This window comes from Arthrobacter sp. ERGS1:01 (assembly GCF_001281315.1).
Lineage (GTDB): Bacteria > Actinomycetota > Actinomycetes > Actinomycetales > Micrococcaceae > Specibacter.
This window is the reverse complement of record NZ_CP012477.1, coordinates 61,932-88,909: the sequence shown is the minus strand read 5'-3', so window position 1 is coordinate 88,909 and position 26,978 is coordinate 61,932. Positions and strand designations below refer to the sequence as shown.

General features: G+C 67.6%; 31 protein-coding genes. 6 read left to right on the top strand and 25 right to left on the bottom strand.

Annotated elements, in window-relative coordinates; translation table 11 throughout:
- Window positions 1-15: 15 nt before the first annotated feature.
- From AL755_RS00360 to AL755_RS00270, 19 genes are all read right to left on the bottom strand, one after another.
- Window positions 16-828, bottom strand: a complete 813-nt coding sequence (locus tag AL755_RS00360; protein ID WP_054009222.1) for an OmpA/MotB family protein — start codon at window positions 826-828, stop codon at window positions 16-18.
- Entirely contained in the window at window positions 825-1,622 is a 798-nt protein-coding gene (locus AL755_RS00355) for a motility protein A (RefSeq protein ID WP_054009221.1), read from the bottom strand. The genes AL755_RS00360 and AL755_RS00355 overlap by 4 nt, the downstream gene beginning before the upstream one ends.
- A 3-nt stretch (window positions 1,623-1,625) precedes the next feature.
- A complete protein-coding gene (locus AL755_RS00350; RefSeq protein ID WP_054009220.1) occupies window positions 1,626-1,910 on the bottom strand; it encodes a flagellar FlbD family protein in 285 nt (94 codons plus the stop codon).
- A gap of 110 nt (window positions 1,911-2,020) precedes the next feature.
- Window positions 2,021-3,193, bottom strand: coding sequence for a flagellar hook protein FlgE (locus tag AL755_RS00345; RefSeq protein ID WP_054009219.1), 1,173 nt, complete (start codon window positions 3,191-3,193; stop codon window positions 2,021-2,023).
- A gap of 34 nt (window positions 3,194-3,227) precedes the next feature.
- Entirely contained in the window at window positions 3,228-3,725 is a 498-nt protein-coding gene (locus tag AL755_RS00340) for a flagellar hook capping FlgD N-terminal domain-containing protein (RefSeq protein WP_054009218.1), read from the bottom strand.
- A gap of 14 nt (window positions 3,726-3,739) precedes the next feature.
- Complete coding sequence (locus AL755_RS24230; RefSeq protein WP_054009217.1) at window positions 3,740-5,260, bottom strand: flagellar hook-length control protein FliK; 1,521 nt, start codon at window positions 5,258-5,260, stop codon at window positions 3,740-3,742.
- Window positions 5,257-5,739, bottom strand: a complete 483-nt coding sequence (locus AL755_RS00330) for a flagellar FliJ family protein (protein ID WP_192841602.1) — start codon at window positions 5,737-5,739, stop codon at window positions 5,257-5,259. The genes AL755_RS24230 and AL755_RS00330 overlap by 4 nt, the downstream gene beginning before the upstream one ends.
- Window positions 5,740-7,107 carry a FliI/YscN family ATPase gene (locus AL755_RS00325; protein ID WP_082368769.1) on the bottom strand — a complete coding sequence of 456 codons (1,368 nt, stop codon included), beginning with the start codon at window positions 7,105-7,107 and terminating at the stop codon, window positions 5,740-5,742.
- Window positions 7,104-7,772, bottom strand: coding sequence for a FliH/SctL family protein (locus AL755_RS00320; RefSeq protein WP_160318818.1), 669 nt, complete (start codon window positions 7,770-7,772; stop codon window positions 7,104-7,106). The genes AL755_RS00325 and AL755_RS00320 overlap by 4 nt, the downstream gene beginning before the upstream one ends.
- Window positions 7,762-8,760, bottom strand: a complete 999-nt coding sequence (gene fliG / locus AL755_RS00315) for a flagellar motor switch protein FliG (protein WP_054009700.1) — start codon at window positions 8,758-8,760, stop codon at window positions 7,762-7,764. Before fliG ends, AL755_RS00320 begins: the two co-directional genes overlap by 11 nt.
- A 14-nt stretch (window positions 8,761-8,774) precedes the next feature.
- A complete protein-coding gene (gene fliF, locus AL755_RS00310) occupies window positions 8,775-10,370 on the bottom strand; it encodes a flagellar basal-body MS-ring/collar protein FliF (RefSeq protein ID WP_054009215.1) in 1,596 nt (531 codons plus the stop codon).
- A complete protein-coding gene (locus tag AL755_RS00305; RefSeq protein ID WP_054009214.1) occupies window positions 10,370-10,678 on the bottom strand; it encodes a flagellar hook-basal body complex protein FliE in 309 nt (102 codons plus the stop codon). Before AL755_RS00305 ends, fliF begins: the two co-directional genes overlap by 1 nt.
- Window positions 10,679-10,681: 3 nt before the next feature.
- Entirely contained in the window at window positions 10,682-11,068 is a 387-nt protein-coding gene (locus tag AL755_RS00300) for a flagellar basal body rod protein FlgC (protein WP_054009213.1), read from the bottom strand.
- A gap of 1 nt (window position 11,069) precedes the next feature.
- Window positions 11,070-11,411 (bottom strand): flagellar basal body rod protein FlgB, encoded by a 342-nt coding sequence (locus tag AL755_RS00295; protein WP_054009212.1) that lies wholly within the window; start codon window positions 11,409-11,411, stop codon window positions 11,070-11,072.
- A gap of 132 nt (window positions 11,412-11,543) precedes the next feature.
- Window positions 11,544-11,918, bottom strand: coding sequence for a hypothetical protein (locus AL755_RS00290; protein WP_054009211.1), 375 nt, complete (start codon window positions 11,916-11,918; stop codon window positions 11,544-11,546).
- Entirely contained in the window at window positions 11,915-12,316 is a 402-nt protein-coding gene (gene fliS, locus AL755_RS00285; protein WP_054009210.1) for a flagellar export chaperone FliS, read from the bottom strand. Before fliS ends, AL755_RS00290 begins: the two co-directional genes overlap by 4 nt.
- A gap of 2 nt (window positions 12,317-12,318) precedes the next feature.
- Entirely contained in the window at window positions 12,319-13,710 is a 1,392-nt protein-coding gene (gene fliD / locus AL755_RS00280) for a flagellar filament capping protein FliD (RefSeq protein ID WP_054009209.1), read from the bottom strand.
- Window positions 13,711-13,877: 167 nt separating this feature from the next.
- Window positions 13,878-15,047: a flagellin N-terminal helical domain-containing protein gene (locus AL755_RS00275; protein ID WP_054009208.1), complete on the bottom strand. Its 1,170-nt coding sequence runs from the start codon at window positions 15,045-15,047 to the stop codon at window positions 13,878-13,880.
- A gap of 119 nt (window positions 15,048-15,166) precedes the next feature.
- Entirely contained in the window at window positions 15,167-15,970 is an 804-nt protein-coding gene (locus tag AL755_RS00270) for a sigma-70 family RNA polymerase sigma factor (protein ID WP_237762432.1), read from the bottom strand.
- A 272-nt stretch (window positions 15,971-16,242) separates the two neighbouring features.
- On the opposite strand from AL755_RS00270, the gene AL755_RS00265 reads away from it, so the two are divergent.
- From AL755_RS00265 to AL755_RS00250, 4 genes are read left to right on the top strand one after another with little or no spacing between them, the layout of a single operon-like run.
- Window positions 16,243-16,725: a flagellar protein FlgN gene (locus AL755_RS00265; protein WP_054009206.1), complete on the top strand. Its 483-nt coding sequence runs from the start codon at window positions 16,243-16,245 to the stop codon at window positions 16,723-16,725.
- A 9-nt stretch (window positions 16,726-16,734) separates the two neighbouring features.
- Entirely contained in the window at window positions 16,735-18,153 is a 1,419-nt protein-coding gene (gene flgK, locus AL755_RS00260; RefSeq protein WP_054009205.1) for a flagellar hook-associated protein FlgK, read from the top strand.
- 1 nt (window position 18,154) lies between these two features.
- Complete coding sequence (locus AL755_RS00255) at window positions 18,155-19,042, top strand: flagellin N-terminal helical domain-containing protein (protein ID WP_054009204.1); 888 nt, start codon at window positions 18,155-18,157, stop codon at window positions 19,040-19,042.
- Window positions 19,039-19,425 (top strand): flagellar assembly protein FliW, encoded by a 387-nt coding sequence (locus AL755_RS00250; protein WP_054009203.1) that lies wholly within the window; start codon window positions 19,039-19,041, stop codon window positions 19,423-19,425. Before AL755_RS00255 ends, AL755_RS00250 begins: the two co-directional genes overlap by 4 nt.
- Before the next feature lie 36 nt (window positions 19,426-19,461).
- Here AL755_RS00250 and AL755_RS00245 read toward each other — a convergent pair whose 3' ends face one another.
- Window positions 19,462-20,280 (bottom strand): helix-turn-helix transcriptional regulator, encoded by an 819-nt coding sequence (locus AL755_RS00245; protein ID WP_054009202.1) that lies wholly within the window; start codon window positions 20,278-20,280, stop codon window positions 19,462-19,464.
- Window positions 20,281-20,365: 85 nt separating this feature from the next.
- Here AL755_RS00245 and AL755_RS00240 point away from each other — a divergent pair, with 85 nt between their 5' ends.
- Window positions 20,366-21,217: a phytanoyl-CoA dioxygenase family protein gene (locus tag AL755_RS00240; RefSeq protein ID WP_054009201.1), complete on the top strand. Its 852-nt coding sequence runs from the start codon at window positions 20,366-20,368 to the stop codon at window positions 21,215-21,217.
- Here the strand turns inward: AL755_RS00240 and AL755_RS00235 are convergent.
- Complete coding sequence (locus tag AL755_RS00235) at window positions 21,214-21,669, bottom strand: MarR family winged helix-turn-helix transcriptional regulator (protein ID WP_160318817.1); 456 nt, start codon at window positions 21,667-21,669, stop codon at window positions 21,214-21,216. The two genes, AL755_RS00240 and AL755_RS00235, sit on opposite strands and share 4 nt — an antisense overlap.
- Window positions 21,670-21,839: 170 nt before the next feature.
- Between AL755_RS00235 and AL755_RS00230 the strand changes: the two genes are divergently transcribed.
- Window positions 21,840-23,210: an MFS transporter gene (locus AL755_RS00230; protein WP_237762450.1), complete on the top strand. Its 1,371-nt coding sequence runs from the start codon at window positions 21,840-21,842 to the stop codon at window positions 23,208-23,210.
- Between the two features lie 140 nt (window positions 23,211-23,350).
- Here AL755_RS00230 and AL755_RS00225 read toward each other — a convergent pair whose 3' ends face one another.
- The 4 genes from AL755_RS00225 to AL755_RS00210 form a co-directional block, all read right to left on the bottom strand.
- Window positions 23,351-23,860, bottom strand: a complete 510-nt coding sequence (locus AL755_RS00225) for a mycothiol transferase (RefSeq protein WP_054009199.1) — start codon at window positions 23,858-23,860, stop codon at window positions 23,351-23,353.
- 111 nt (window positions 23,861-23,971) lie between these two features.
- Window positions 23,972-24,607: a LutC/YkgG family protein gene (locus AL755_RS00220; RefSeq protein ID WP_054009198.1), complete on the bottom strand. Its 636-nt coding sequence runs from the start codon at window positions 24,605-24,607 to the stop codon at window positions 23,972-23,974.
- Window positions 24,604-26,139: a LutB/LldF family L-lactate oxidation iron-sulfur protein gene (locus AL755_RS00215; RefSeq protein WP_054009197.1), complete on the bottom strand. Its 1,536-nt coding sequence runs from the start codon at window positions 26,137-26,139 to the stop codon at window positions 24,604-24,606. Before AL755_RS00215 ends, AL755_RS00220 begins: the two co-directional genes overlap by 4 nt.
- Window positions 26,136-26,933, bottom strand: a complete 798-nt coding sequence (locus tag AL755_RS00210; protein WP_054009196.1) for a (Fe-S)-binding protein — start codon at window positions 26,931-26,933, stop codon at window positions 26,136-26,138. The genes AL755_RS00215 and AL755_RS00210 overlap by 4 nt, the downstream gene beginning before the upstream one ends.
- Between the last annotated feature and the right edge of the window lie 45 nt (window positions 26,934-26,978).

Genomic DNA, 26,978 nt, shown 5'->3' with positions numbered 1-26,978 from the left:
CCTCCCCGCAAACCGCTAGGAAGAAGCCGTCCTTGCCTTCAACGCGTCCGGGATCAGGGCCCTGACTTGGTCGGGCTGGTTGGAGAGCACCACGATGTCCACCCTGCGGTTGAGCTCGCGCAGCGCCTCGGTGGAGTTGTCATTGACGGACCGGGAGGAGCCGTAGCCGATGGCCCCGATCTTTCCCTCGGGCATTTTCCGGTGTTCCACCAGGTAGCGCACCACGCCGACGGCGCGCTCGGCGGACAGCTCCCACACCGACGGGTAGTTGGTGATGGCGTTGGCCGCGTGCCCCTCCACCGACACTTCCAGGCCGGAGGCAACCAGTACGGGGCCGATCACGTTCAGCACCTCGGTGGCACGGTCGGACAGTGCGGGGCTGTCGGGCTGGAAGAACGATTGCGAACCCACAAGCTTCACGCTCAGTCCGCGCTGGTCAATCTGGAAGGCGACGTTGGCGGACAGGCCCTTCTCGTCCAGGCGCTTCCGCATGGTTTCCTGAAGTGCGCTGAGCTTGTTGACCTCGGCCACGGCCAGGTCATACGGGGATTTGGACAGCGCGCCCTTCTTGCCCACGTCCTTGGGCGGCACCACAATGCCGCTGGCGGTATCGACCTTGCCCACCTGGACCTGTCCGTAACCGGTGGCGAAGGAGTCGCGCAGCTTCACGAACTTGTCCTGGTCAACCGTGGACATCGCGTAGAGGACGATGAACATGCACATCAGCACGGTCACCATGTCCATATAGGACGCCATCCAGCGTTCGTCGGGGTGGCTGTCGGCCGGCTTTCCCCTCCGCTTGCGCCCGCGCCTGCCCGAACCGCTCATGCCGCTTTTTTGCTTTCGGCCCGCTCGGAACCCTTCACGGCCTGCTGCCGGTATTCCGGAACCATGGCCGTGAGCCGCTCACGCAGCAGGGACGGCTGCGAACCCGCCTGCACGGCCAGCACACCCTCCATGACCAGCGTCATGGCGTCAACTTCCAGTTCGGACAGCCGGGCCAGGCGCGAGCCGATGGGCAGCCAGATGAAGTTTGCGGACAGCAGGCCCCACAGGGTAGCCACGAAGGCGGCAGCGATCATGGGGCCCAGCTTGTCCGGGTTGGAGAGGTTTTCCAGCACGTGGGTCAGCGACACGACGGTGCCGATGATCCCCACGGTGGGTGCGTAGCCGCCCAGCGCCATGAAGAACTTCGACGCCGTATGGTCGCTTTTGATCTTGGCCTCGACGGCGTCGTCGAGCAGGTCCCGGAGGTCCTCGCCGTCGGTGCCGTCGGCAATGTTTTGCAGCGCGTTCCGCAGGAAGGGGTCCTTGGTTTCCATGGCGGAGGCCTCCAGCGACAGCAGGCCCTCGCGGCGGGCCTTGTCGGCCAGCGCCACCACGGCCTCGATGCTTTCGGCCGGCTTGGGCGGCTTGCCCGTGAACGCCTTGGGCAGCGCCTTCACGGCGTGCACGAAGTCCTTCAGCGTTGACCCCGCCATGCCGACCGCCACGGTGCCCACCAGGACCAGGAGCATGGGTGCGGGCAAGGTGATGCTGGCAATCGAGGATCCCTCAAGGGTGATCATGCCGAACAAGGCGCCAAAGGCAATGACCAGGCCCGCTATTGTTGCTGGATCCATGGGTTACTTACCTGCCTTGGGGGAACGGTCCGGGGCGTCGATGAGGCTCAGTTTCGGACGCTGCGGCACATCGTCGTCGTCCTCGTACCCGGAGTAGTCCCGGGCCAGGGAGATGATGTGGGCGCGGAAGCGCGCGATCTTTTCAATGATGGCAGCCATCGACTCGGTGACGATGTACTTTGCCCCGTCGGCCATGACAAGGGTTGTGTCGGGGGATTCAAAGATCCGTTCAATCAGGTCCGGGTTTAACGCAAATCTCCGGCCGTCCAGGCGGGTGACAACGATCATTGGATCATCCTTCGGTCGCTGGGACGTCACCGCCCACACCAGTCACTGTCGGCTGCCCCGCCCGGTTCGTTAGGTGCGGGGCAGCCGTTGCGTGAAGGATCCGATCGCTATTAGCGCTTGAGCTGCGTCAGTTCCTGCAGCACCTCGTCGGAGGTGGTGATGATGCGGGCGTTCGACTGGAAGCCGCGCTGGGCCACAATCAGGTTGGTGAACTCCTGGGACAGGTCGACGTTGGACATTTCCACATAGCCGCCCACCAGGGATCCCAGGCCGTTCTCGCCGGCCGTGCCGATGGTCGCCGCGCCCGAGGATGCCGTGGCGCGGTAGCTGGAGGAGCCGGCTTTTTCGAGGCCGCCGGAGTTCGTGAAGTTGGCCAGTGCCACGCGGCCGATCACGGCGTTTTCGCCGTTGCTGAACGTGCCGGTCAGGGTGCCGTCGGCGCCCATGCTGAAGGATTCCAGGGTGCCGGCCGCGTTGCCGTTCTTGCCCGTCACGGACACGGTGGACAGTGCGGCGTAACCGGTGACGGCCGTCAGGTCAACGGCGATGCCGCCCACAGTCATGGCACCGCCGGTGGCCAGGGCCCCGTTGGTGAACGTCAGCGCACCGGCGCCGACCCCGCCCTTGCCGTCGGCACCGGCCACATCCCAGCCGGCGCCCGTACGGGTGAAGGTCAGGGACATGTTGCTTTCCTTGCCGCTTGCGTCGAAGACCTTCACGTCGCGGGTCAGCGCGGTGCCGACGGCGGCGTCGTCGGGCAGGTTTCCGCCCAGGGTTGTGGTGGTTGTCGCGGCGGCCGGGGCGACCATCTGCTTGGAGATGGCGATGTTGCCCAGCCCGGCCCCGGCGTTGACCTGGCCGTTGACGGCGCTCCAGCCCTGCAGCAGGGCGCCGTCGGGCGAGACGAGCCGGCCGGCGGAGTCGAAGTCGAAGGAGCCGGCGCGGGCATACAGCTGCTGGCCGCCCTTGGAGGTGACGAAGAAGCCGTCGCCGGAAATCATCATGTCCGAGGACCGGCCCGTGGCCTGGGCGGAACCTTGGGCGAAGTTCGTCGAAATGCCCGCCACCTGGACACCCAGGCCGACCTGGGCCGGGTTGGTTCCGCCGGCGCCCGCCTGGGCTGCCGAGCCGGAACGAGTCACCTGGGAGAGCGTGTCCTGGAATTGGACGGTGGAGGACTTGAACCCCGCCGTGTTGACGTTGGCAATGTTGTTGCCCGTGACGTCAAGCATGGTCTGGTGGGATCGAAGCCCGGAAATCCCGGAGTACAGGGAACGAAGCATGGTGTGAAGCCTTTCTGTGCCTGTTGGGTGGTGACTAGTTCTGGGAGGTTGCGGCTTGCGCGTCGGGTTTCCCGGCGTCGGGGATGGCGGCGGTGACGCCGGAGATGGAGTCAAGGGCAATGTGCTTCTCGCCGACGGCGACCTGCGGGACCGATCCTGCGAAGGACACCGAGGTTGCCGTGCCGCTGTGCTTGGTGCCGTCCGGGTCCTGCCAGGACACCTGCTGGCCGATCAGCGCTGCGGCCGAGGTGCGCATTTGCAGGGAGAAGTTCTCGGTGGATGTGGCGTCCATGTTGGTCAGCTTTTCCATGGTGGCCAGCTGCGTGGTCTGGCTGATCATCTGGTTGGTGTCCATGGGTGAGGACGGGTCCTGGTGGCGCAGCTGGGCCACCAGGAGCGACATGAACACCTCGGAGTCCATCTCCTGCTTGGGCTTGCGCGCGCCGGGAACGGTACTGAGCCCCGTGACCGCCGTGGGCGGTGCCAGGGTGTTGCTGCCCGCGGTCAGCGGGGGGATTGAATCGTTGCTCATTCTCGCGTGCCTTTCTATACCGTGATGTCCAGTGAACTGTTGGCGCCGACGGGTGCCGGAGCCCTGCGCTGCTCCGCTGCGGGGACTGCCTCGCTTCCCGTGGCGGCCGCCCAGGGGAAGGCCTGTCCTGCGGGGCTTCGCTGCTGACCGGGCCCGTGGTCCTGCCCGCCGCTGCCGGCGCCAAGGCTCAGGGAAGTCGCCAGCCCGCCGGCGGCAAGGTCCCGTTTGAGGTCCGGCAGCAGGGTGCGCAGGCTGTCCCGCCCGGCGTCGGTGGCGGAGAGGAGCTCAATCCGGATGCCGTCGGCTGCCAGATGGGCGCGCACCGTGACCGGTCCCAGGCCCTCGGGCACCACATTGACGGTCATGACATGTTCACCCAGCGGGGCGCCGGCCAGCGAAAACAGGGGCCGGGCCAGTTGCTCTGCCAATGGCGGTGCCGGTACCGGAGCCGCGGCCGTGACGGGTCCTGCCGCAAGCGGCGCCGGTGCCGGCTGTACGGCGGGAGCCGCAGCGGGCGGCGTTGCCGGGGTGGCTGTAATCGCGGGGTCCACCGGAGTTGGCTTGCCGGCGGCGGCTTCCCCGGGCCCTCCCCCGGCGCCCCGGGCAGGCTGCTCCGATGCCCGGGTCGCGCCCTCGACACCCGTGACCGGCGGGGCCAATGCCCCGGATTCCCGGGCCGCTGCGGGAATCGCGGGTGCGACGGCTGCTGCCGGAGCCGTGGTGCCGGCGGCCTCCGAAACGACGACGCCAGCCGCGGCCGTGTCATCCGCCGTGACTCGGGGCATGCCACCGGTCAAGGCCGGTGGCTGGGAAGCGTCCGAAGTGGTCAAACTTTGCACAATGCCCGGCGCCGGAGCCGCTGGCATTGCCTCTGCGGGATCGGCAGCGGCCGGGTGCGGATGCCCCGCTGCCTTCGGTGTGTGCTGCCCGGCGTCGGGCGCGCCGGGCGCCGCGGAATCTTGTGCGGCCACGCCCAAGGCGGCCGGCTCGGCAACGCCGGCGGCAACCGCCGGGGCCGGAACAACGGACGTCGCCGACTGCACTGAATCCAGCACGGCCCGCTGGGGCGCCGGCTCGGGTGCTTCGGTCCCGGCGGCGACCGTGCCGTCCTGTCGTTGCCCGGCCGTCTGGCCGGTTGCGGCCCAAAATTGCAGCGTCGCCGGATCGGCAACGATCCCCGCCGGGTTCGGCTGTGCCACGGCGAGGCCGGCGGCGCCGTCCGTCGCGGGGTTCACCGCGGAATCGGTAGCGGAGTCCGTGGCTGAGCCGGCGTCGGGCCCGCCCAAGGGTCGCGGCGAGGCGGGCGCCGTGGGGCGTCCGGGAGTGGCGGTTCCGGTGCGCGTTTCAGTTCCGTGGCCGTCCGGGCGGCGGTTCAGTGCGTCGCGCAGCTGGGCGCCAAAGGTCGTTGCCGCGGCGCCGGTGGCGGGGGCGTCAAACGGCGCGCCGGAGGTCGCGGCGCCTGTCCCCTGGGCCGTGGCTGGACGCGAGGCGGGCTTCTGGGCAGCGGGCGTCGAGGGCATGCTGGGAAATTTCATCCGAGCCCCCGGTCCTTGGTGGCGTTTCCGGCCACAAAAGCTGCGCGCGAGTGCTCTCCGGTCACGGCCGTGCCAGCCCTGGTGGTGGCCAGTTCGTCAAGGAACAGCTGGTCCTCACGGAGCAGCTCGCCCTGGTGTTCGTGGCGGTGCCGCTCGGCGAGTTTTTCCAGGGACACAGCCTTCTTCTTGGCGGCCACCAGCTCCTGCGCGGCGGCTTGTGCGGCGTCGTCGGCTGTGGCGCTCAGCGCTGTCAGCTCAACGAGCATGCTGCGGGAGGAGGCGCGGGCCGCCGCACTGGCGCGCAGGGCGGTGGAGGAACCGGCGTCGACCGCGGCACCGTCCAGGGCGGCCCGGACGTTACTGACCCGTGCTGCCTGGTCCCGGCGCCGGGCATTGGCGCGGGCCAGGGCCGCGGCAGCCTGCTCTTCCTGTGCCTGGCGGAACCGCAACAGCCCGGCCAGTCGAAATGAACGCCCCATCTATGCTCCTGAAATCAATGCGGCCAGGGTGTTGAGTTCCTGCCACGACCGTGGTGCGGGAATTTGCTCGTCCATGCTTTGGTGAAGAAAGTTGGTGATGTCCCCGGCATGGGCCAGGGCGGCATCCACGAGGGGGTTGCTGCCCGGGTGGTAGGCGCCGACGTCGACCAGGTCCTGGGCCGCGGCCCGGGCCGCCAACACCTTGCGCAGGGTTGCGGCGTCGGCCTTTTGCGCCCGGCTGCAGACCTTGGAGGCCACCCGGGAGATGGAGCCGAGCACGTCGATCGCGGGAAAGTGCCCTGCCACGGCAAGTTTCCGCTCCAGCACCACGTGGCCGTCGAGGATAGATCGCACTGCGTCAGCGATGGGCTCGTTGTGGTCGTCGCCGTCCACCAGCACGGTGTAGAGCCCCGTGACGGAGCCGATCTTGTCCGTCCCGGCACGTTCCAGCAGCCGGGCCAGCACGGAAAAGGTCGACGGCGGGTAGCCACGGGTTGCGGGCGGCTCGCCCACGGAGAGCCCGATTTCGCGCTGCGCCATGGCCACGCGGGTCAGCGAGTCCATCATGAGCATGGCGTCCACGCCCCGCTCACGGAAGGATTCGGCGATCCGGGTGGCGGTGAAGGCCGCCCGGAGGCGCAGCAGTGCCGGTTCGTCGCTCGTGGCAACCACCACGATGGAGCGGGCCAGGCCCTCGGGGCCAAGGTCGTCCTCGAGGAACTCGCGCACCTCGCGTCCCCGTTCGCCCACGAGGGCGATGACGGAGACGTCGGCCTCGGTGCCGCGGGCAATCATGGACAGCAGCGAGGACTTGCCCACGCCGGAACCGGCAAACAGGCCCAGGCGTTGGCCGCGGCCAACCGTGGTCAGCGTGTCCAGCACGCGCACGCCGGTTTGCAGCGGGGTGGCGATCCTGGCCCGTTCCATGGAGTTTGGGGCACGGTTTTCCAACGGCACGCCGGTGACCCCGGTCAGCGGCCCCTTCCCGTCGATGGGCCGGCCCATTCCGTCGATCACGCGGCCCAGCAGGCCGTCGCCGGTGGGCACCAGGGCGGGGCCGGGCATGGCCCGGACCGGGTCGCCTTCGCCCAGGCCCGTCATGGGGCCCAACGGCATGATCTTCACGCCCCCAGCGCTGACGGCCACCACCTCGGCCTCCACGGGTGCGTCACTGCCGATCGTGACCATGTCGCCCACGGCGCAGCGCAGGCCGGAGGCATGGACGGCCAGGCCGACGACGCCGGTCACCACGCCGACCCGGTCGGGTGCCGCGGCGCGCAGGGCCGAGGCCAGGCGTTCGGCTCCGTGTCCGGAAAGCCGGCCGGACAGTTCTCCGGACAGGCGGCGGGCCGTCGCGGTGGCCGTCATGGCGTGCCCGCCGGAATGGCGCCGGGCAGGGCGTGTCCGGGCAGGGCGTCGCCCAACAGCGCCGTCCTGGCGCGGGCCACGGCCGCGGCGATCGTCGCATCCAGGTAGCCATGCGGGAACTCGGCGATGGCGTCACCGGGGTTCAGGGCCGGGTCCGGGGCCAGGTCCACGCCCGCGGCGGTGCCGGCGTCAAGCCCGGTCAACGTGGCGATGTCGCTGGGGTTCATCCGGATCCGCAGCGGCACGTCGGCGCCGTCGTGGTCAAGGGCGCGGGCCAGGGCCGCCCGGGCCGAGGTCTCGCCGTCGCGCAGTTCGCTGCCCAGCAGAGCCTGCGCCAGCTCAAGGGCGCAGGCGAACAAGGTTTGTTCGGCGTCCGCCAGGACGGGCGCGGTACGCAGGCCAAGCGCCTGGCCGGCCGTGCGCAGGGCGGCAAGTTCGGCATTCGTGCGGGCGTTGAGCGCGGCGAGCACCCGGGCGTGCTCGGCAGCCGTCCGGGCGCGTTCGTCTGCGGCGTCCAGGGCCGCCAGCTGCAGGCCGGCCGCGTACCCGGCGGCGTGGCCCTGGGTGTAGCCGCTGGCCTTGGCGTCGGCGTGCACGCGGGACTGCGCCGAGGTGGCGACCACGGGGAAGACCGCCGGGCGCGCGCCGGCACTGCTAGTAGACAATGTCGTCCTCGTCCCCGCGGCGGACGGTGATTTCCGCACCCGCCTCAAGTTCGCGAATGATCCGGACAATGTCCGCGCGTGCCTGTTCCACCTCGGAGGCGCGGACCGGGCCGAGCGCCTCGAGCTCGAATTCGAGCAGTTCGCGGTTGCGCTCGGAGATATTGGTCCGGATTGCCTCGAGTACGTTGGCGGGGGCGCCCTTCATGGCCAGCGCCAGGGTGCCGGCGTCGATGCCGCGCAGCACCAGCTGGACGTCCTGGTTGTCCAGCTTGACCAGGTCCGCGAACGTGAGCATGCGGGAACGGACCTCCTCGGCCAGTTCGGGGTCCCGCAATTCCAGGTCCTCAAGGAGGGCCCGCTCGGTGGCCACGTCGGAGCGGTTGATGATGTCGACGAGGGGCTGGACGCCGCCGATGACCGCCATCTGCTCGCGGGGGGCCACCACGGCTAGGGCCCGCTGCTTGAGTGTTGCGGCAACAATGCCCACGGCTTCCGGTGTGGCCGCACCCATCGTGGCGATGGCCTGGGCGACGTCGGTGCGCAGCTCCCCCGGCAGGCCGGCCAGGGCGGCGGAGGCCCGGTCGGGGCGCAGGTGGGCAAGCACCAGGGCAATCGTGGCGGGCAGCTCGTCCTCCAGCAGGGACAGCAGTTGCCCGGCCTCCGCCTCATCGAGGAATTCAAACGGCTTGCCGGCCATGCTGGAGGCCAGCCGGTCCATGACCCCGGCGGCCCGCGCACTGCCGAAGGAGGCCTCCAACAGGCCCGCGGCAAAGTCCCGCCCGCCCTGGGCGCCGTGCCGGCCCTTGACGGCGATCGAGTGGAATTCGTCGATAACGGCGTCGGCAACGTCCGGCTGCACGCGGCGCATCTTGACGATTTCCGAGGCGATGGCCTCCGCCTCGGCATCGCTGAGGTGCGACATCACGGCGGCCGCGGAGGTTTGGGAGAACTGCATGAGGACGGCCGCGGCCTTTTGCGTTCCCGTCATGGTTGTCTCGGGCACTAGACGCCGGCCCGATCATCCATGAGGGAGCGGAGCAAGCCGGCGGTCTTTTCCGGATCGGCTCCGGCCAACGCCTCCAGGGAGGCGCGCTTGGTGTCCGAATCGCTGGTTTCGGCCATGGGCAGGGCCACGGGGGCGGGGATGGCCGGCAGTGCGGTGGTTTCCGGAGCAGGGGCCACCGGCAGGGGACTGCTGGTGACCATGGGCGGGTTTTGTTCGCCCAGGTCCACGAGCTCGCGCACCTGGCGGCGGTTCTTGCGGGCGTACAGCACCACGCCCACCAGAAGGACCAGCAGGGCCAGGGCGCCAAACATGATGTTGCGCCACGTCTTCGCTGTAGCCGCGGCCCCCGCCTCGGCCTTGGCCGCGTCGATGGCGGCCTTGGCGGCGTCGGCCTGGGCTGTGGAGAACGGCACCACCTTCATGCTGACGGTGTCCCCGCGCCGGGCGTTGATGCCGGCGGCGGTGGAGACCATGTCCCGCAGGGTTGCGGCGTCGACCTTGGCGGCTGCGGCCGTATCGACAGCGACCGACAGCGACTGGCGCTGCACCGTGCCGGCGGGGATCACGGTGTTCTCGGTGGTCTTGTCCACGGCGTTGTTCTTGGTGGTTTTGGTGGCCTCGGAGGAGTTGCCCGCGCCGGCCGCGCCGGTGGGCACGGCAATGTTGTCCGGGCCGAGGACGCCGGTGCCGCTGCCCGTGCCGCCCGTGGACTTTTCGCTCGAGGTCGATTCATTCAGCGCGGGGGCGCCCGACGGCGACGCAAAGGATTCCTTCACCCTGTCGGTCGTGGAGTTGTCCATGGTGGCCTGCAGGGAAACCGTGGCATTGCCGGGGCCCACCACTTTGTCGAGCATGGCCTGCACGCTGGCGCTGACGCGTTGTTCGTAGGCCTGGGCCGCCTTGTCGCCGCTCGCGGAACCCGCGCCGGCGCTGGAGAGCACGGCTCCGGCGGAGTCCACCACGGATACGTTGGCCGGTTTCAGGCCGGGCACGGCGGAGGAGGTCAGGTGCACAATTGCGTTGACTTGGTCGTCCGTCAGCGTGGTTCCGGGCGTGGTTTCCACGAACACCGAGGCCGTGGGGTCCTCCTTGGTGGAGGTGAAGACGGTCTTTTCGGGCACGGCCAGCTTGACCGAGGCGGTGCTGACACCGTCCATGGCCATGATGGTCTGGGCTAGTTCGCCCTCCATGGCCCGCTTGTACGTGACGCTTTGCTGGAACTCCGAGGACGTGACGCCCATGGTGTCCAGCAGCGAGTAGCCGGCCGTCTTGGCGGCGGGAAGTCCGGCGGAGGCGGCCTTGAGCCGTTCGTCGTAGACGTTGGCGTCGGGCACCATGATCGTGGATCCGCCGTTGGCCAGCTGGTACGGGACGTTGTCCGTCTTCAGCTGGGTGACGATCGCATTCGCGTCGGCGGGGGCCAGCGCGGAAAAGAGCGGCGAATAGGTGGGTTTGCCCAGCCAGCTCACCAAGGCCACGCCACCCAAAACGAGCACGGCAAGGCCAATGACGACAAGGGTTTTCTGGGCCGTCGAAAAGCCCCTGGCCACACCGGACATGCGGCCGGCCATGGTGGTAAGAAACGGGGGCATCAGGCCTGCATCCTCATGATTTCATTGAACGCGTCAACGCCCTTGCTGCGCAGCGTGGAGACCAGTTCCAGGGTGACCTGGGCCCGCGTGGCGGCAATGGTTGCCTGGTGGATGTCGTCAAGGTTGCCCGTGGCGGCCTTGACGCTCAACACGCCGGACTCCGACTGCAGCGCCTGCAGGTTCGTCAGGGCGCCGGTCAGTGAGGTGCCAAACGCCTCCCCGCCGCTTCCGGCGGTTCCGGCGTCCTCCGTTGGCAGGTAACCGGTCGCCGCGGTGGCCTGTACGCCCTCGATACCCGAAACACTCATGGCTTACTTTCCAATCTGCAATCCGGCTTCGTACATGGTCTTGGCGCGGTCCACCACCGAGGCGTTCGCCTCGTAGCCGCGCTGGGCCATGATCAGCTGCCCCATCTGGGAGGCCAGGTCCATGTCCGGGTAGCGCACGTAGCCTTTGGCGTCGGCCAGCGGGTGGTCGGGTTCGTACACCATGCGGCCCTCGGCCTTGCCGTAGGCGGCGCCGGCCACGTAGACGCCGCTGTCTCCGGCACCGGCCTGGGCCACCACGTAGCGGGCCCGGAAGGCGTCACCGCTGGTGGCCGTGGCGGTGTTGACGTTGGCAAGGTTGTCCGAGACGGCGTCGAGCCACTTGCGGTGCAGGGTCAGGCCGGTGGAGGCGATGCCGATCGCGTCGCTCATGCTACTGGCCCTTCAGCACGGTGCGCATGGCGGTGAATTCGCCATTGACGGCCTGCGCGGCAAATTGGTAGCGCAGCACGGTTTCAATGTTTGAGAGGGTCTCGGTGTCAAGGTTGACGTTATTGCCGTTGAGCTGGGTCGGTTCCAGCGAGCGTTCCGTGGTGGCGGTGACGTTGCCGTCGCGGCGGCTCACCGATTCGGCCAGCGCGTCCTCGAATTTCACCCGCTGGGCCGTGTAGCCGGGGGTGTTGACGTTGGCGATGTTGTCGGCAATGGCGCGCTGGCGCAGGGACAAGCCGTTGAGGGCGCTGGTCAGCGCCACAGTGACCACGGAATCAAGCACTGCGAACTCTCTTGACGATACGGTGCGGCCTGTCCATGGCCAAAAGGGTCGAGCGATCCATGCTCAACAGTGACTATCGGCTACCGCGGGAACGGGGTAAGCCGGTTTCGCCAATTATTTTTAGCCGCTCGTCTAACCCATGACATCCAGGTAGACGGCCGACGCCGTTGCGCGGGCGGGTGCCAGGGCGGCCAGTTCACCGGCGGTGGCCTCGAGGGACGTCCGCAGTGCCTCAACCACCTCGGCCTGTGCCTGTGCAAGCCGGACGGCCCGCTCAACCAGGTCCTCGGGAAGGGGGCCCGGAAGGGCGGGCGGGACCCAACCGGCGGTGGGGACCGGCCCTGCCGCTGCCAGCTGTGCCTCCAGGTCCTCGATCACCGACATCCACAGCTCGTTGGCTGCCTCGTCTGCTGCTGATTCCGCGATGGTTTCCTCCACTGCTAGGTAATAGGCATGGGCGTACCGGGCATCGGGCAGGTAATCCTGGACCGCGGCCGGCCAGATCATGAAGCCTGCCCGACTCCGGCCGCAGCGGCCGGCAGTCCCGCCGCCTCATGCCAGGTGGCCCGGAGTGGTTCGAGCAGTGCGACGCATTCGCGCGTGAGCTCGACGTTGCGGTGGATGTTCGCATTCATCAGCGCGGCACCGGCGTAGTTGTAGATTCCCAGGAGTTGGTCGGCGCCGGTCCAGAGTTCGGGCTGCAGGGAAGCGGACAGCTCGGCGAGGATGTCCTGGGCGTGCAACAGGTTTTCGTGGGCCGTCGGCCACTCTTCGGCGAGCTGCGCCGCTTCGGCCCGGCCCAGGTCAAGGAGGAGCCTGTCGTACAGCATGGTCAGCAATCGCGCCGGGGACGCGGAAAGGATGGCTTCGCGTTGGTACGCGTTCAGGGCGCGGCTCGCGTTCATGGTCACTTCTTGCTGGCCGCTGCGTCGAAGGAGCTGATCTGCGCGGACAGCCAGGATTGTTGAGACTGCATTTTGCTCAATTGGACCTCAAGGTTCGTGTAGACGGCCTGCAGGGAGGCCCGCCGGTTTGTCAGGCGGGTGTCCCAGTCGACAATTTGGGTATTGAGGTCATCAATGACCGACTGCTGCCCCTTGACCCGTTGCGAGAGAGCGCCGTCGTACGGGTCGGAGATCGCCTTGGCCGTGTCTGCAACACGGGAGGCGATGGTTTGGAGCATCTTCTCCGTGGCAACCGGATCCTTGGCATAGGCGGCGGCAAAGGCATCCGCATCAAAGGCCAGGTCGCCGTTTTTGGTGGTGTTGATGCCGATGCTAGCCGGGGAAAGCCCGTTCACGGGCGTGGTGACGGAGCTGAACAGCTTTGTCTTGGCGTCGGAGATGGTGCTTTCGCCGGTAAACAGCCCGCCCTTGGCGCTGGCGGAGCCGTCCGTCCCCGATCCGGCCGTCACCGTGGACTGGGTGAAGATGGAGCCCAGAATGACGTTGACGGCACTGGCCAGGTCCTTAGCAGCCGCCGTGACCTTTCCTGCATCCCGCGAGACGGAGACAGCGACGGGGTCCGCGGAAAGTTTGTTGACGGTGATGTCGATGCCGGGGGCAATGGCGGCAAAGGTGTTGGAGGCGGAGGTGATGGACTGTTCCGCGGCGGTACCGGCCCACAGCGTCACCTTGGCGTCCTGGCCGGTGCGCAACACGGCCGACCCCGCCGCGTCCGTCAGTTTGGTGGAGGTGCCGGCGTCGACGTCGGCAATGCTGCCCTGGTGGGCGGTAAAGGCGTTGGCCTCGCCGGTGTCCTTGGCGGTGAGTTGGAGCCGGTACTGGGTGGCGCCCGTGACGGCGTCCTTGCCGGAGGCGATCTTGACGGCGGAAATCCCGGCAGCGGAGTGGTTGATGGCGTAGGCCATGTCGTCGAGGGAGCCGGTTTCGGCGGTGACCTCGGTTTTGCTGCCGTCAGTCTTGACGAACGTCATGACGGCGGGCGTCGCGGGCCATTCCGTCATGGGGGCACTGACCACCGAGTGGGCCTGTGCCAGTTTGTTCACGCTCAAATCAAGGCTCGTGGACTGGGCACCGGAGCCAAGTTTCGCGGTGATGGCGTCGGACGACGACGTTGCCTGGTACATGTCCAGCCCGCCGGGCTTGGCCAGGGCAGCCGCCTGTGTGGTCAGGGACGCAAACTTGGTGTTCAGGGCCTGCATGGCCGTCACGAGGGCGGTGTCCGAGGTGACCTTGCCCTTCATCAGCGTCTGCGGCCGGGACTCTGCCGCGATGAGCGCGTTGATGATGGCCGTGGTGTCCAGCCCGGACGTCAGTCCGTCGATTCCCATGCCCATGAGGCGGTTCCTTTTCGCAGTGCCGTGGTGGTGCGGTTACCTCAGGCGAAGGCACGGCCCGGCGGTTTCCCGCAAGGCCATGCCCAAGCCCGCGATGCCTGGCGACCGCGAAAACGGCCGCCAGGCATCGCAGATCGGGTCGTGTTGCCCCGAAGAAGTTTCTCGATTTAGCCGAGGAGCTTCAGGACACCCTGGTTGGACTGGTTGGCCTGGGCCAGCATGGCCGTGCCTGCCTGGGAGAGGATGTTGGAACGCGTGAAGGAGACCATTTCCGAGGCCATGTCGACATCGGTGATGCGCGAGGTGGCAGCGGTCAGGTTTTCCTTGCCGACGTTCAGGTTGTTGACGGCCGACTCCAAACGGTTCTGCACGGCACCGAGGTCTGCGCGGGCATCGGAAACCGTCTTGATCTGCGTGTCGATCAGGTTCAGGGAAGCCTGGGCGTTGGCAGCCGTGGAGAAGTCCAGCCCCGTACCCGTCAGGGCAGTTCCCGCAGTTCCGGCACTGATGCCCGTTCCTGCCGAGGTGGTGCCAAGCGTGCCACCATCCTTGGCATTGACAGAAATGCCCGTTCCGGCGCCGTTGGCGTCCTTCTCCACGGTCACCGTGAAGTTGGCCGAGAACGCGGCGTCCTTGCGCAGGGCATCAGCGTAACCTTCTACACTGGTGAACGCGCCGGGAGCACCGAGGTTAGCCGTGGTGATGGTGGTTGCAACGCCACCCTTGGTTGATGTGAAGGTTGACGCACCTCCAACCGCACCGATGGCGGCAATATCGAACTTCGTGCCAGCAGCGGCCAAGTCGCCACCGTTGAGCTCGGCGGCAATGGACTTCACGTTCGCCATGGAAAGGTTGACGGAAATCTGGTTGCTCGCGTTGCCGTCGGCACCGACCTGGAAATCCATTTTGGCCGTCGAACCGTCCAGCAGCGACTTGCCGTTGAACTTCGTGGCCTCGGACATGCGGGTCAGCTCCTGCGTCAGCTGATCCGTTTCCTTCTTGATCGCCTTGCGGGAATCGTCATTGTTGGAGTCGTTGCCGCCCTGGACTGCCAGGTCGCGCATGCGCTGCAGCATGGAGTGCACCTGGGTCAGCGCGCCTTCAGCGGTCTGGACGACGGAAATGCCGTCCTGGGCGTTGCGGGCGGCAACCGTGTAACCGTTGACCTGTGACTTCAGGCCCTCGGAGATCGCCATGCCGGCTGCGTCATCGGACGCACGGTTGATGCGCAGGCCGCTGGAGAGCTTCTCCATCGACTTGCCCAGCGCATTCTGGGTGGTGCTCAGGTTGCGGTAAGCGTTGTTTGCCGCGAGGTTGGTGTTGACTTGCATGCCCATGAGTAAATCCTCCGTGAGATTTGGGTATTACCGAAGCCGCCCGTCCGTGGGCAGCTAACCCCCACTGTCGGCAACCGGGCGAACCCCGTAAGCAACTTCACGGAAGTTGCCGCTGCCGCCTATCCCACCGCGGGCAGCGCCTCGCCCGGGGCGCCCAATGACCGGCCCTGCCGTGCCCGGGTGGCCCCGCCCAGGGTGCGGGTGCCCAACTCGGCCAGGTAGTCCTCGCGGCGCGCCGCCGCAATGCGGGCGTGCGCCGGCGAGGCCGCGTCCGACGTCGCCAGGTAGTGCCGTTCCAAACCGTCACGCAGCAGCCGCATGCCCTCGGTGCGCTGCTGGGACACCGCCGAATGGCTCGAACCAAGCTCCTCGGCAAGGTCTTTGACCGTGCGGTCGTGGTAGTAGACCTGTTCAACGATGTAGCGCATCTTCGCGGGCAATGCCGCGACGGCCTGCGCCAGGAAATCCTCGTGTTCGGCCGCCACCACCGCTTCTTCGGGGCTCAGGGACGTGGCCGCGACCAGGTCGGCGATCACGTCGGTCAGGGGTGTGACGCTGCGGGCGGCATCCAGCTGGGAGGCTTCCACCGCGGCCCGGTCAACGCCCATGGCAACGGCCAGCTCCTCGACCCGCGGAATGCGGCCCAGCGCGCTCGTCAGGGTCTCCTTGACGGCTGCCAGCTCGCCCATGCGGGTGCGTGCGCCCCGGGTGGCCCAGTCGTCGCGGCGCAGCTCGTCGGCGAAGGCGCCCTTGATGCGGCGGCGCGCGTAGGCGCCAAAAGGCACCCCCAGCGCCTCGTCGAATGACTCGGCACACTGGATGAGCGCAATGGCCCCCACCTGCGTCAGATCCTCCCGGCTAAGGTGGTCCGCGCGCATGCAGATCTCCGCCACAAGGTACCCCACCAGTGGCAAATTTTGCACGACTAAAGCGTCGCGCTCAACGCGATTCAATTGTTTGCCCCCCTAAGGCAATTCATAAAAGTGCTTCGACGCCGTACACCCCCAGAAACCGGTGAACGTCGATCGCGCGTGTAACCACCTAACTGTAAATCACCGCACCCGCATTCGACCCACGTCCGGCCCGCAACGGGCGTGGCGTTTTCACCCCGCCGGCAATCCGGCGCTAACCGGGAATCAATAGCTGCCGATAGTTATCCAAGAACCTGCTTCGGCCCGATGAAAGGACTTTATCCATGGGCCCAGAGGAATTGACGACCTTGCTGTGGCGTGAACGTGAATTGCTCGATCTTTTGGTCTTTAAGTTGGAGGAGGAGCACCTGGTGCTCACCTCCGGAAAGACCCGTTGGCTCGACAGCGCCACCCGCGAAGTGGGACATGTGATGGAACGGTTGCGTGCCACCTCCCTGGAGCGGACCGCCGTCGCCTCCGCCGTCGCCACCGCGTGGGGCCTTGCCGACGACGCCGGCCTGCTGGATTTGGCCGACGCCGCACCCGCCGGGCCGTGGGCGGAAATCCTGGCCGACCACCACCGCGCCATGATGGCCCAGGTGGAGCAGGTGCGCAGCCTGCGCGACACCAACCTGCACTTCCTGCGGGCCGGGTTGCGGTCGACCCAGGATTCCGCGGCAAACCTGGCCCCCGAGGCCGGCACCTACGACCATCACGGGCACACCAGCCAGGATGCCGGCTCCCGGCTTCTGGACGAAAGCGTTTAGAGGACACAAGTGAGTACTTTTAGTGGGCTGAATACGGCCCTGTCGGGGCTCAATGCGGCCCGCACCGGCTTGAACACCGTTGGCCAGAACCTGACCAACGTCAACACGCCCGGCTACACGCGCCAGCGTGCCGAGTTTGCCGGGCTGGGTGCCCCCGCCCGCAGCACGCTGAACGATCTTGGCGTCAAAACCGGCCAGGGCGTGGGCGTCACGGGCATCACCCGGTTGGGAGATTCGTTCCTGGACGGCCGCGTGCGCACCAGCTTCTCGGCAGCCGGTTATACGAGCGTGCGGGCCGATGCCCTGACCAACATTGAAAACACGCTCAACGAGCCCGGGGCCAACGGCATCTCCTCACAGTTGCAGGGTTTCTGGACGGCCTGGGAGGGCGTCACGAACCACGCCGGTGAGGCCGCGCCGTCGGCCGTCCTGCTGGAAAAGTCCGCATCCCTGGTCAAGAGCATCGCGTCAGGGTACTCGGAGCTGGACACGCAGTGGTCGCAAACCCGGGCCAATGCGGACACCGTGGTTGCCGACATCAACACCACCGCCACGCAGGTGGCCGGCCTGAACAAGGCAATCCGCAGCGCCAACGCCGCGGGCACGCCCGCCAACGAGCTCATCGACCAGCGGGATACGCTCAGCGCCCGGCTTGCCCAGCTGGCCGGCGGCACCGTGCGCGATCTGCCCGGTGGCGGCAATGAGGTCCTCCTGGGCGGGAACGCCCTGGTCTCCGGTGACACCGCCAACGCCGTGAAGGTCACCGGTGCGGCACGGATGGGCGACGGCGGCACCGTCCAGTTGGAATGGGCACACCGCCCCGGCTCAAGCGTGGACCTCGACGGCGGAAAACTCGCCGGCATGCTGTCGGTGCTCAAGCCAGCCGCCCTTGACGGAACGGGCGGCATGATCACCCAAACAGCCGCCTCCTACAACGCGCTGGCGCAAAAGCTGGCCGATACCGTCAACACCGTCCACCAGGGCGGAGCCACCCCCGACGGCACCACCGGCCACGACTTCTTCACCTTCACCGCGGGCGTTCCGGCGGCACTGGGCCTTGCCGTCGCACCCAAGGATGCCTCCGGCATTGCCGCCGGCGCGGTTGGTGCGGGCGGCAAGGACGGCTCGGTGGCAGACGCCATTTCGCAACTGGGCAAGGGCAGCGGCTCCCCCGATGCGCAGTGGTCCGACACCGTGGTGCGGCTGGGCGTTGACATCCAGACCGGGCTCCGGCAGGCCGTCCTGGCGGACCTGACGCTCAACAACGCGGTCTCAGCCCAACAGGCCAACGCGACGGTGGACCTTGACGAGGAAAACGTCAACCTGCTCTCCTTCCAACATGCCTACCAGGCTGCGGCCCGCGTCATGACGGCCATCGACGAATCCCTTGACGTCCTCATCAACCAAACCGGAAGGGTGGGCCGCTGACATGCTGACCCGAGTCACCATGCAAACCAGCGCGGCCTCCGCCCAGCGCGGCATGCAGTCCAACTCCGCCAAGCTGGCGCAGGCCCAGCTCAATGCCGGCAACCTGCAAAAGAACCCCCGGCTTTCCGACGACCCCTCGGCGGCCGCCGACTCGCTGGCAGTGCGCGCCGCACAGGCCCAGGCCGCACAGTACGGGAGGAACATCGACAACGGCAACGACTGGATGACCACGGCCAACGGCGCACTGGACACGTCGGTGACGTTGCTCCAGCGCGTGCAATACCTGACCCTCCAGGCCTCCAGCGACGGCCTGCCCGCCGTGGCCAAGGAGGCCATTGCGGCCGAGCTGGACTCCATCCGGACGGACCTTTTGGGCCAGGCCAACACCAAGTATTTGGGCCGGAGCGTTTTTGCCGGCAACTCCGATGAAAAGAACGCGTTCGCGGACGGCGCCCCGCCCACGTTTACCGGCGCGCCGGGCAGCACCGTGCAGCGCCGGATCGGCCCCGACGCAACCATCCGGGTGGATGCCGATGGTGCGGCCATCTTTGGCACGGGAGCGGACTCCGTCTTTGGGCTGATCGACAAGATCTCCGCCGATCTGCGTTCGGGCGCCCCTGTGCGGGATTCGATCGATTCCGTCAATGCGGCTTTGGACAATGTGATTGGCCAACGCTCCGTGGTGGGTGCTCGGCACGCCGAACTGCTGCGTGCCAAGGACACCAACACCACCGCCGTCGTCGACCTGGAAAACCAGCGTGCCGGCGTCGAGGACCTCGACCTGGGCAGCGCGATCCTTGACCTGAAGACCCAGGAACTGGCCTACCAGGCCTCCCTGAGTGTGACGGCCAAGGTCCTCTCATCCACGCTGATGGACTTCCTGCGATGAGCGCGGCACTGGAATCCGGCGCGCTGCGCTTCACGGCCGCTCCCCCCGGGCTGGAACCCGAGGTGGACTTTGCGCTGGCCGGCGTCGACGCCACGGCCGGACTGTTTTCGCTGACGGCGGCCAACGGGGCCGCACGGTTGTATGTCCTTGACGCCGCGCTGTACCTTCCGCACTACACGCCACGGATTCCCTCCGGCGTGTTTGCCGGGATTGGTGCCGACGCCGAGTCGGCGGTGGTTCTGGTGGTCGTAAGCCCGGGCGTGCAGAGCACCGTGAACCTTGCGGCGCCGATCGTGGTCAATGCCGCCACCGGCGCCTGCGCGCAGGTCATTCTGGAGGGCACCGACTGGCCGCTGCGCCACCCCCTGGCCCGCGCCGCCTAAGCCGGGTCCCGACCAGCTCGACCACCGGCGGTCGAGCTAGGCGGGGCCCGTGCGCCGGTGTGCCAGCCGGAATTTCGACGGGGCCAGACCCACTTTCGCCCTAAACAACCGGCTGAAGTAGGCGGCGTCGTCGTAGCCCACCATGCGCGCCACCCTTTCCACGGGGTGGTCGGTGCCGGCCAGCAGGTCTTGCGCCCGGGACAGCCGGATCGCCAGGACCAGTTCCTTGGGCCCCTGCCCAGCCACCCCCTGGACAAGCTGGCGCAGGGACGACGCCGTGTGCCCCAGCCGCGCGGCCTGGCCGCTCAGGCTCAGCGGCAGGCAGGCAATTTCGCGCAGCCGGGCGACGACGTCGTCCGCACCGTCCTGCGGCGGCCGGTTTCCGTGCCGGCCCGCATCGACCAGGAGCTGTTGCACGATCGCGGAGGCGGCAAGATCGCCGTGCGGCCCGGCTTCCGCCAGGGCCGCACGCAACGGCGCAAAGTGCTCCAGGGGGAGCCGCCCAGCAGCCTGTACCAGGGGCGTGTCACGGCTGAAGGCGCCCATTTCCTCAAAGGCCCGGGCCCCCGTCCCGGTGAACAGCACCCAGTGCTCACGCCACCCACCCGCGTCCGGACCATAGCCGTGCTCCATGCCGGGAAAAATCCAAATCAGGGCCGGCGCCCGCACCGCGTAGGGCTTGCCGCCATAGTGGAGGCGTCCGTTTCCGCGGGAGACCAGCACCAGTGCGTGCACGTCCAGGACCCGCCGGGAGAAGGGTGGGAGCGGCCCCTCCTGTTCGCCTGCGCCCACGCAGGCCATGCCGAGGCTGCTCAGGGGATGCGCCGCCCCGCGGTATTTGGCCCAGGCTTCCATCGACGCTCCTCACGGCATAGAAAAGTCCAAGTACAGGATAGCGAAGTCCATGGGAATTGCGCCACGGTTTCGGCAGACTGGTGCCATGATCACCTCAAACGGGTATGTGCTTGACGAATCCGAACGCCGGCTCGGGGCGTTGGCAGCGGTGCCGGAGCACGAACGCCAGGACCGCGACGCCCTGTGGGACCGCCTGCGCCGGGACGGCTACCTGTATTTGAAGGGACACTTGAACCCGGACACCGTCAACGACTTCCGCGGCTACTACTTTGACCGGCTCAAGGACGCGAACGTCACTGCCCCGGGCACGGATCCGCGTGACGGCATCGGCTCCCCCGGGCCCGTGGACCGGGCGGTGATGCGGGAGGCCCTGTTTGGTGAAATCGTCCCCGGTGCGGAGTACCAACAACTGTGCGCGCATCCGGCCATCGCCGGCTGGTTCGCCTGGTTCCTGCAGGATGACGTCCACCTGCACCGGCGCAAGATCATCCGGCACACCAAGCCCGGCGAGGCCGGCATCGGCACGGCCACGCAGGCCCACTACGACCTCGTGTACCTGCGCGGGGGCAGCGACCGCGTGCTGTCCATGTGGATCCCGCTCGGCGACTGCCCCCTGGACCGCGGCGGCCTGGCCTACCTGGAAAACAGCCACCACTGGGTCATGGCGCAGGAACGCGAAGGCACCCTGGCCCGGCCCGCAGCCTCCATTACGGCCGATCTCCCCGGCTTGGCCGAGCAGCACGACACACGCTGGCTAGTCACCGACTACGAGGCGGGCGACGTCATGGTGCACTCGGCGCACATCGTCCATGCCTCAACGGACAACGTGGACCCCGCCAACAGGGTGCGCCTGTCCACGGACATCCGGTACCAACGCCAGAGCGAGCCCATCGACTGGCGCTGGCAGGAACACTGGAACTTCGACGACGGCCTCTAGGGGCGGGGCCAGGCGTTGCCCTCAAGCCGCTCAATGTCCTCGTTGAAGGCCCGCAGCAAATCGCGCAGCTGCCCTTGTTGAGTGGCGGGCCAGTCCGCCACGACGCGTCCGATCCCCTCTTCAAAGATTGCGCGGGTATCCAGGAGGGCGGCTCTTCCGGCGGCGGTGGGCGTGACGCGGCGCGCCACCTCGCCGCCGTCGCCCGGCGCATAGCAAACGTATTCGTGGCGCAGCAGGGCCGCGACCTGGCGGTGCACGGTCGAGGCGTCGAGGCGCAATGCCGCGGAGAGCTCCTTCAACGTCATGGGCGGCACGTTTTCCAGCCGGCTCAGCATCACCACGGCCGAGCGGTCAAGCACGATCTCCTTGCTGTGGTGCGGGCGCAAGTGATAGCGGGAGAGCAGCATCAGCTCATATTCGAGCTGGCCGACCACCGAATTGTTGTGTAGCACGATCTTCGCTTCCCCGCCTTTATGTATGATGCATATTAGTTGCATCATACATAAACTTTCACTGGCAAGTCTTTAGGAGCATCGTGTCCCCCACCGCCACGCCCGCCCGCACACCCTCGGCGAAGCTGGTGATCACCACCCTGGCGTTCTGCGGGATCGTGGTCTCACTCATGCAGACGCTGATCATTCCGCTCATCCCGGAACTGCCCAAGCTGCTCAACGCCTCCGCCGCCGACGCCTCCTGGGCCATCACGGCAACCCTCCTGGCCGGCGCCGTCATCACGCCCATCGGCGGACGGTTGGGCGACATGTTCGGCAAGCGCCGCATCCTGCTGCTGAGCCTGGCCGCACTCGTGGCCGGCTCCGTGCTGTGCGCCGTCGGCGAGAGCCTGGGAATCGTCGTCGTCGGCCGGGCCATGCAGGGCCTGGCCATGGGCGCCATCCCGCTGGGCATCAGCATCATGCGCGACCTGCTCCCGCCCAAGCAGGTTGGCACGGCCGTTGCGACCATGAGCGCCACGATGGGCGTTGGCGGAGCCGTGGGCCTGCCGCTGGCCGCTTTCATCGCCCAGAACTTCAACTGGCACATGCTGTTTTGGGCGTCCGCGGCCCTGGGCGTGCTGTGCGCCGTGCTGGTGTCGGTGGCACTGCCCGAATCCGCCGTCCGCACGCCCGCCAAGTTCGACGGCGTCGGTGCTGCGGGCTTGGCCGTGGGCCTGGTGGCCTTGCTGCTGCCCATCACGAAGGGCTCGGCCTGGGGTTGGGACAGCCCGCTGACCATCGGCTTGTTTGCCCTGTCCGTGATCACGCTGCTGGCATGGGGCGCGTATGAGCTTCGGGTGAAGTCGCCGCTGGTCGATCTGCGCGTCTCAGCCCGTCCGCGGGTGCTGTTCACGAACCTGGCCTCCATCATGATCGGTTTCGCCATGTACGGGATGTCGCTGATCTTCCCGCAGCTGCTCATGGCCCCCGCCGCCACCGGCTACGGCCTCAACCAGTCCATGCTCCACGCCGGCCTGGCGCTGGCACCCGGCGGTCTGGTCATGATGGCGCTCTCCCCCGTCTCCGCACGGCTTTCCGCCCGCAAGGGCCCCAAGGTCACCTTGATTTCCGGCGCCCTGGTGATCGCGGCCGGCTATGTGGTGGCGCTGCTGCTCAACAACCAGGTGTGGCAGCTGGTGGTCTCCTCCATGGTGATCAGCGCCGGCGTCGGCCTGGCCTTTGCGGCCATGCCGGCGCTCATCATGGGCGCCGTGCCGATCACGGAAACCGCGGCCGCCAACGGACTCAACTCGCTGATGCGCGCCATCGGCACGTCCACCTCGGCCGCCGTCATGAGCGTAGTGCTGGCCTCGATGACCATGCAGCTGGGACCGGTCGCACTGCCCACCATCGGCGCCTTCCGCGTCACGTTCACGATCGCCATCGCCGCGGCGGTGTTGTCCGCCGTGCTGGCCGCGTTGATCCCGGTCCGGGGAACCCAAGCCGGTGCCGCGCCGGCCGGCACGACGGCGGGCGCCCAGGAAGCTGCCCGCGTCTAGTCTTGCCCCTTCCGGGCAGACAATCGGGGGCCGACGTGGTCACTAGACGCCGATCCGGACGGGATTCGGCGCTCCGGGGGCTGTTGTGGTGATCCGACGCCGGCCGGCCGGGCTCGGATCACCACAACGGCCCCCCGCGGTCAGGCCGGCAGCGGCAGGCCCTTGATGTACGCGGCCTGCCCGGCGTGCTGGACGCAGTCATCCAGGATGCTGATGAGCCGCACGCCCAGCGTGACGGGCGGGTTCCAGCGGCGGTCCACGATCCTGTCCAGGTCCGCGTCGACCAGCCCGCCCACATAGGCGAGGCTCGCGGCCATGACGGCGCGGTGGTAATCGCCCAGCACCCCGGTCGAGTCAAGGTGCACGGCGTCCACCTGCCCGGAGTCGTGGCCGTAGCCGGTGTCGGCGGCGTCCAGGGCAAAGCCGAACTTTTCGGCGTAGGCGCCGGCCGTCCAGATGGATTCGACGCCGGCCGCCTGGGCGATTTGCTCGTCCTGGGCCCGGCACAGGTGCCACAGCAGCCAGGCGATCGAGTTGCCCGTGCCGCCGGGGCGCCAATTGAGTTTGTCCGGCTCTATTCCGTCGAGCACACCGCCCACGATGTGCTCGATCCGGCCAAAAGCGTCGATCAACAGCTCTGAAGACTTCATGCCGCCATGCTTCCACCGCAGCCTCCGCTTGGGAACCCCGCCAGGCCGTTGAGGGGCCAGATAATCCTCAACCTGGGGTTGGGGATTATCTGGCCCCTCAACGGACGGAGGCTAGCTCAGGATCAGCACGTCCAGGGTGCGCGGGCCGTGGACGCCTTCAACGCGTTCCAGCTCGATGTCGCTCGTAGCGCTGGGTCCGCTGATCCAGGTCTGCGGGCTGGCCGGATCAAGCCGTGCGATCGCCTCGGGCAGAACCTCCACGATGTCCGCGGCGCGCAGCAGGCACACATGCCGGTCGGGAACCAAGGAGATCACGCGCCGGCCCTGCGACGGGCTGCCGTCGAGCATGATCGTGCCGGTTTCGGCCACGGCGACGGCGGCGCCCGTCACCACGGCGTCCACGGCGTCGAGTTCGTCGACGGTGAGGCGCCGCTCGGGCGAGTCGACCTGGACGGCAGGGGACCCGGCGTCGTTCTTCAACAGCTGCAGATACTCGGCGGGCAGTCCGTGCGGCACCACAATCGAGGCCGCACCGTCCAGCAGTTCGGCCAGTTTGGCGGGCGCCTCGGCGGCCGGCACCACAAACACGTTCGCCTTGTAGTCCACCAGCCGGTCCACGAGCTGTTCCAGGCGTTGTGCAGCCGTCATGGTCGAAACGAGCCGGTAGTTGCGCGGAATCTCCGGGGCGGCCGGGGAGTCGCGCAGGGCCGACTTGATCCGGTTCAGCACGTCGTCGCGGGCGCTCATGCCTGTTCTCCTTCAGTGTTTCGTGACCCGTCTTGTGAACGCTCGACGGCAGCCGGGGCCACATGCTCCTTGTCCCACCATTGGCGGAACGACTGGGTGGGCGGGGCCGGAATGTCCCGGGATTGCGTCCAGCCGGCGGCGATCCCGGGCAGTTTCTTGATGACCTTGTCCCGGCCGGCGGCGAGCTTGCCCAGCGGCAGGCCCTTCTCCAACAGGTTCAGGTGGGCGCCGTCGGAGAATGCCCACTGCGCCCCCTTCATCATGAGGTCCATCTGCGAGGGCACCTTGATCTTGGCGCGCTTGGAGTCGACGTCCTCCCCGCGCAGGTGCACCAGGATTTCGGGGATGTTGATCTTGACGGGGCAGGCGTCGTAGCAGGCCCCGCACAGCGACGAGGCGTACGGCAGGGAACTGTTTTCCTCGCTCTTGATGCCCGTCAGCAGCGGGGACAGGATGGCGCCGATGGGGCCCGGGTAGGTGGAGCCGTAGGCGTGGCCGCCAGTGCGCTCGTAGACGGGGCAGACGTTCATGCAGGCGCTGCAGCGGATGCAGTTCAGTGCGGTGCGGCCCATCTCGTCCGCGAGGGCGGCGCTGCGGCCGTTGTCCAGCAGCACCAGGTGCACGTTCTGCGGCCCGTCGCCGGGGGTCACGCCGGTCCACAGGGACGTGTACGGGTTCATCCGCTCGCCCGTGGACGAGCGCGGCAGAAGTTGCATGAACACCTCCAGGTCCGCAAAAGACGGCAACAGTTTTTCAATGCCCATGACCGTGATGAGGGTTTCCGGCAGGGTCAGGCACATGCGGCCGTTGCCCTCGGATTCCACCACCGTCAGCGTGCCGGTGTCGGCCAGGCCAAAGTTGGCGCCGGAGACGGCCACCTTGGCGGTCAGGAACTTCTTGCGCAGGTGCTTGCGGGCGGCCTCGGCCAACCGGGCGGGTTCGTCGGTCAGGGCGGGGTCCACGTCGGCCATCTCGCGCAGGAAGATCTCCCGGATCTGGCGGCGGTTCTTGTGGATCGCGGGGACCAGGATGTGGCTGGGCTTGTCGTGGTCAAGCTGGACGATGAGCTCGGCCAGGTCCGTTTCAAAGGCCGCGATCCCTTGTTCCTCAAGGTATTCGTTCAGGCCGATCTCCTGGGTGGCCATGGACTTGACCTTGACCACCTCGGTTTCGCCGGTCGCCCGGATCAGTCCGGTGACGATCTCGTTGGCTTCCTGCGCGTCGCGGGCCCAGTGGATGATCCCGCCGCGGGCCGTGAAGTTGGCCTCGAACTGCTCCAACAGTGCGGGCAGCCGGGCCATCGTGGCGTTCTTGATGGCGCTGCCGGCGTCACGCATGTCCTCCCAGTCGGGAAGTTCGGCCACCACCTTCAAGCGTTTGTCGCGGATGGTGTGCGTGGCGTGGCCCAGGTTGGCGCGCAGCTGCGCATCGCCGAGTTCGCGGTGCGCGGCCTTCGGGAATTTCTCCGTGGCGTTCAGGTTTCCGTGGCCAAAAACGGGCAGTGTGGGCATGCCCAGGAACGTGTTGCTCATCGTTTGCTCCCCGCCAGTTGGACGTTACCGGGGACAGTGGCCGGGTTTTCGAGCGTGCTGGCCAGGATCTCGGCAAAGTGCATGGTGCCCACCCCGCTGCCCTGCCGGGAGAGTCCGCCGCCAATGTGCATGAGGCAGCTGGCGTCGCCGCCCGCGCACAGTTCGGCGCCCGTGCCGCAAATATTGGCGGCCTTGTCAGCCATCATGGCGCTTGAAACGTCCGCGTTCTTCATGGAGAACGTGCCGCCAAAGCCGCAGCACTGCTCAGCCTCGGGCAGCTCCACCATCTCGATGCCGCCCACGGATTTGAGGAGGTCCAGCTGCCGGTCCCCCAGTTTGAGCAGCCGCATGCCGTGGCAGCTGGGGTGGTAGGTGACCTTGTGCGGGAAGTGCGATCCCAGCTGCTCCGCGGCATCCGTAACGCCCAGGACGTCGGTCAGGAGTTGGGAGAGTTCGTAGGTTTTGGCGCCGACGACGGCGGCCCGGGCTTCCAGCGCGGCGTCACCGCAGCGCCGGGCCACCATCTCATGCTGGTGCTTGACGCTGGCGACGCAGGATCCGGAGGGTGCCACGGCGACGTCGTAGTCCTCGGTGTCGAACGCCTTCACGTGGTTTGCCACCACCGGCAGGGCCTCTTTGAAGTAGCCGGAATTGACGTGCATCTGCCCGCAGCAGGCCTGTCCGGAGGGGAAGACCACCTCGTGTCCCAACCGTTCCAGGATGGCCACCGTGGCGCGTGCCGTGCGTGGATACATGGCATCCACGATGCACGTGGCAAAGAGCGCAATTTTCATAGACCCCACTGTAGGGCAAATCACTTTTGATGTGGACTGACCACA

Excerpts from the sequence above, each read along its gene's own strand:
- AL755_RS00360 (WP_054009222.1), bottom strand. The coding sequence starts at position 828 with ATGAGCGGTTCGGGCAGGCGCGGGCGCAAGCGGAGGGGAAAGCCGGCC.
- AL755_RS00355 (WP_054009221.1), bottom strand. The coding sequence starts at position 1,622 with ATGGATCCAGCAACAATAGCGGGCCTGGTCATTGCCTTTGGCGCCTTG.
- AL755_RS00350 (WP_054009220.1), bottom strand. The coding sequence starts at position 1,910 with ATGATCGTTGTCACCCGCCTGGACGGCCGGAGATTTGCGTTAAACCCG.
- AL755_RS00345 (WP_054009219.1), bottom strand. The coding sequence starts at position 3,193 with ATGCTTCGTTCCCTGTACTCCGGGATTTCCGGGCTTCGATCCCACCAG.
- AL755_RS00340 (WP_054009218.1), bottom strand. The coding sequence starts at position 3,725 with ATGAGCAACGATTCAATCCCCCCGCTGACCGCGGGCAGCAACACCCTG.
- AL755_RS24230 (WP_054009217.1), bottom strand. The coding sequence starts at position 5,260 with ATGAAATTTCCCAGCATGCCCTCGACGCCCGCTGCCCAGAAGCCCGCC.
- AL755_RS00330 (WP_192841602.1), bottom strand. The coding sequence starts at position 5,739 with ATGGGGCGTTCATTTCGACTGGCCGGGCTGTTGCGGTTCCGCCAGGCA.
- AL755_RS00325 (WP_082368769.1), bottom strand. The coding sequence starts at position 7,107 with ATGACGGCCACCGCGACGGCCCGCCGCCTGTCCGGAGAACTGTCCGGC.
- fliG (WP_054009700.1), bottom strand. The coding sequence starts at position 8,760 with ATGACGGGAACGCAAAAGGCCGCGGCCGTCCTCATGCAGTTCTCCCAA.
- fliF (WP_054009215.1), bottom strand. The coding sequence starts at position 10,370 with ATGCCCCCGTTTCTTACCACCATGGCCGGCCGCATGTCCGGTGTGGCC.
- AL755_RS00305 (WP_054009214.1), bottom strand. The coding sequence starts at position 10,678 with ATGAGTGTTTCGGGTATCGAGGGCGTACAGGCCACCGCGGCGACCGGT.
- AL755_RS00300 (WP_054009213.1), bottom strand. The coding sequence starts at position 11,068 with ATGAGCGACGCGATCGGCATCGCCTCCACCGGCCTGACCCTGCACCGC.
- AL755_RS00290 (WP_054009211.1), bottom strand. The coding sequence starts at position 11,918 with ATGATCTGGCCGGCCGCGGTCCAGGATTACCTGCCCGATGCCCGGTAC.
- fliS (WP_054009210.1), bottom strand. The coding sequence starts at position 12,316 with ATGAACGCGAGCCGCGCCCTGAACGCGTACCAACGCGAAGCCATCCTT.
- fliD (WP_054009209.1), bottom strand. The coding sequence starts at position 13,710 with ATGGGCATGGGAATCGACGGACTGACGTCCGGGCTGGACACCACGGCC.
- AL755_RS00275 (WP_054009208.1), bottom strand. The coding sequence starts at position 15,047 with ATGGGCATGCAAGTCAACACCAACCTCGCGGCAAACAACGCTTACCGC.
- AL755_RS00265 (WP_054009206.1), top strand. The coding sequence starts at position 16,243 with ATGGGCCCAGAGGAATTGACGACCTTGCTGTGGCGTGAACGTGAATTG.
- AL755_RS00255 (WP_054009204.1), top strand. The coding sequence starts at position 18,155 with ATGCTGACCCGAGTCACCATGCAAACCAGCGCGGCCTCCGCCCAGCGC.
- AL755_RS00250 (WP_054009203.1), top strand. The coding sequence starts at position 19,039 with ATGAGCGCGGCACTGGAATCCGGCGCGCTGCGCTTCACGGCCGCTCCC.
- AL755_RS00245 (WP_054009202.1), bottom strand. The coding sequence starts at position 20,280 with ATGGAAGCCTGGGCCAAATACCGCGGGGCGGCGCATCCCCTGAGCAGC.
- AL755_RS00240 (WP_054009201.1), top strand. The coding sequence starts at position 20,366 with ATGATCACCTCAAACGGGTATGTGCTTGACGAATCCGAACGCCGGCTC.
- AL755_RS00230 (WP_237762450.1), top strand. The coding sequence starts at position 21,840 with ATGCAGACGCTGATCATTCCGCTCATCCCGGAACTGCCCAAGCTGCTC.
- AL755_RS00225 (WP_054009199.1), bottom strand. The coding sequence starts at position 23,860 with ATGAAGTCTTCAGAGCTGTTGATCGACGCTTTTGGCCGGATCGAGCAC.
- AL755_RS00220 (WP_054009198.1), bottom strand. The coding sequence starts at position 24,607 with ATGAGCGCCCGCGACGACGTGCTGAACCGGATCAAGTCGGCCCTGCGC.
- AL755_RS00215 (WP_054009197.1), bottom strand. The coding sequence starts at position 26,139 with ATGAGCAACACGTTCCTGGGCATGCCCACACTGCCCGTTTTTGGCCAC.
- AL755_RS00210 (WP_054009196.1), bottom strand. The coding sequence starts at position 26,933 with ATGAAAATTGCGCTCTTTGCCACGTGCATCGTGGATGCCATGTATCCA.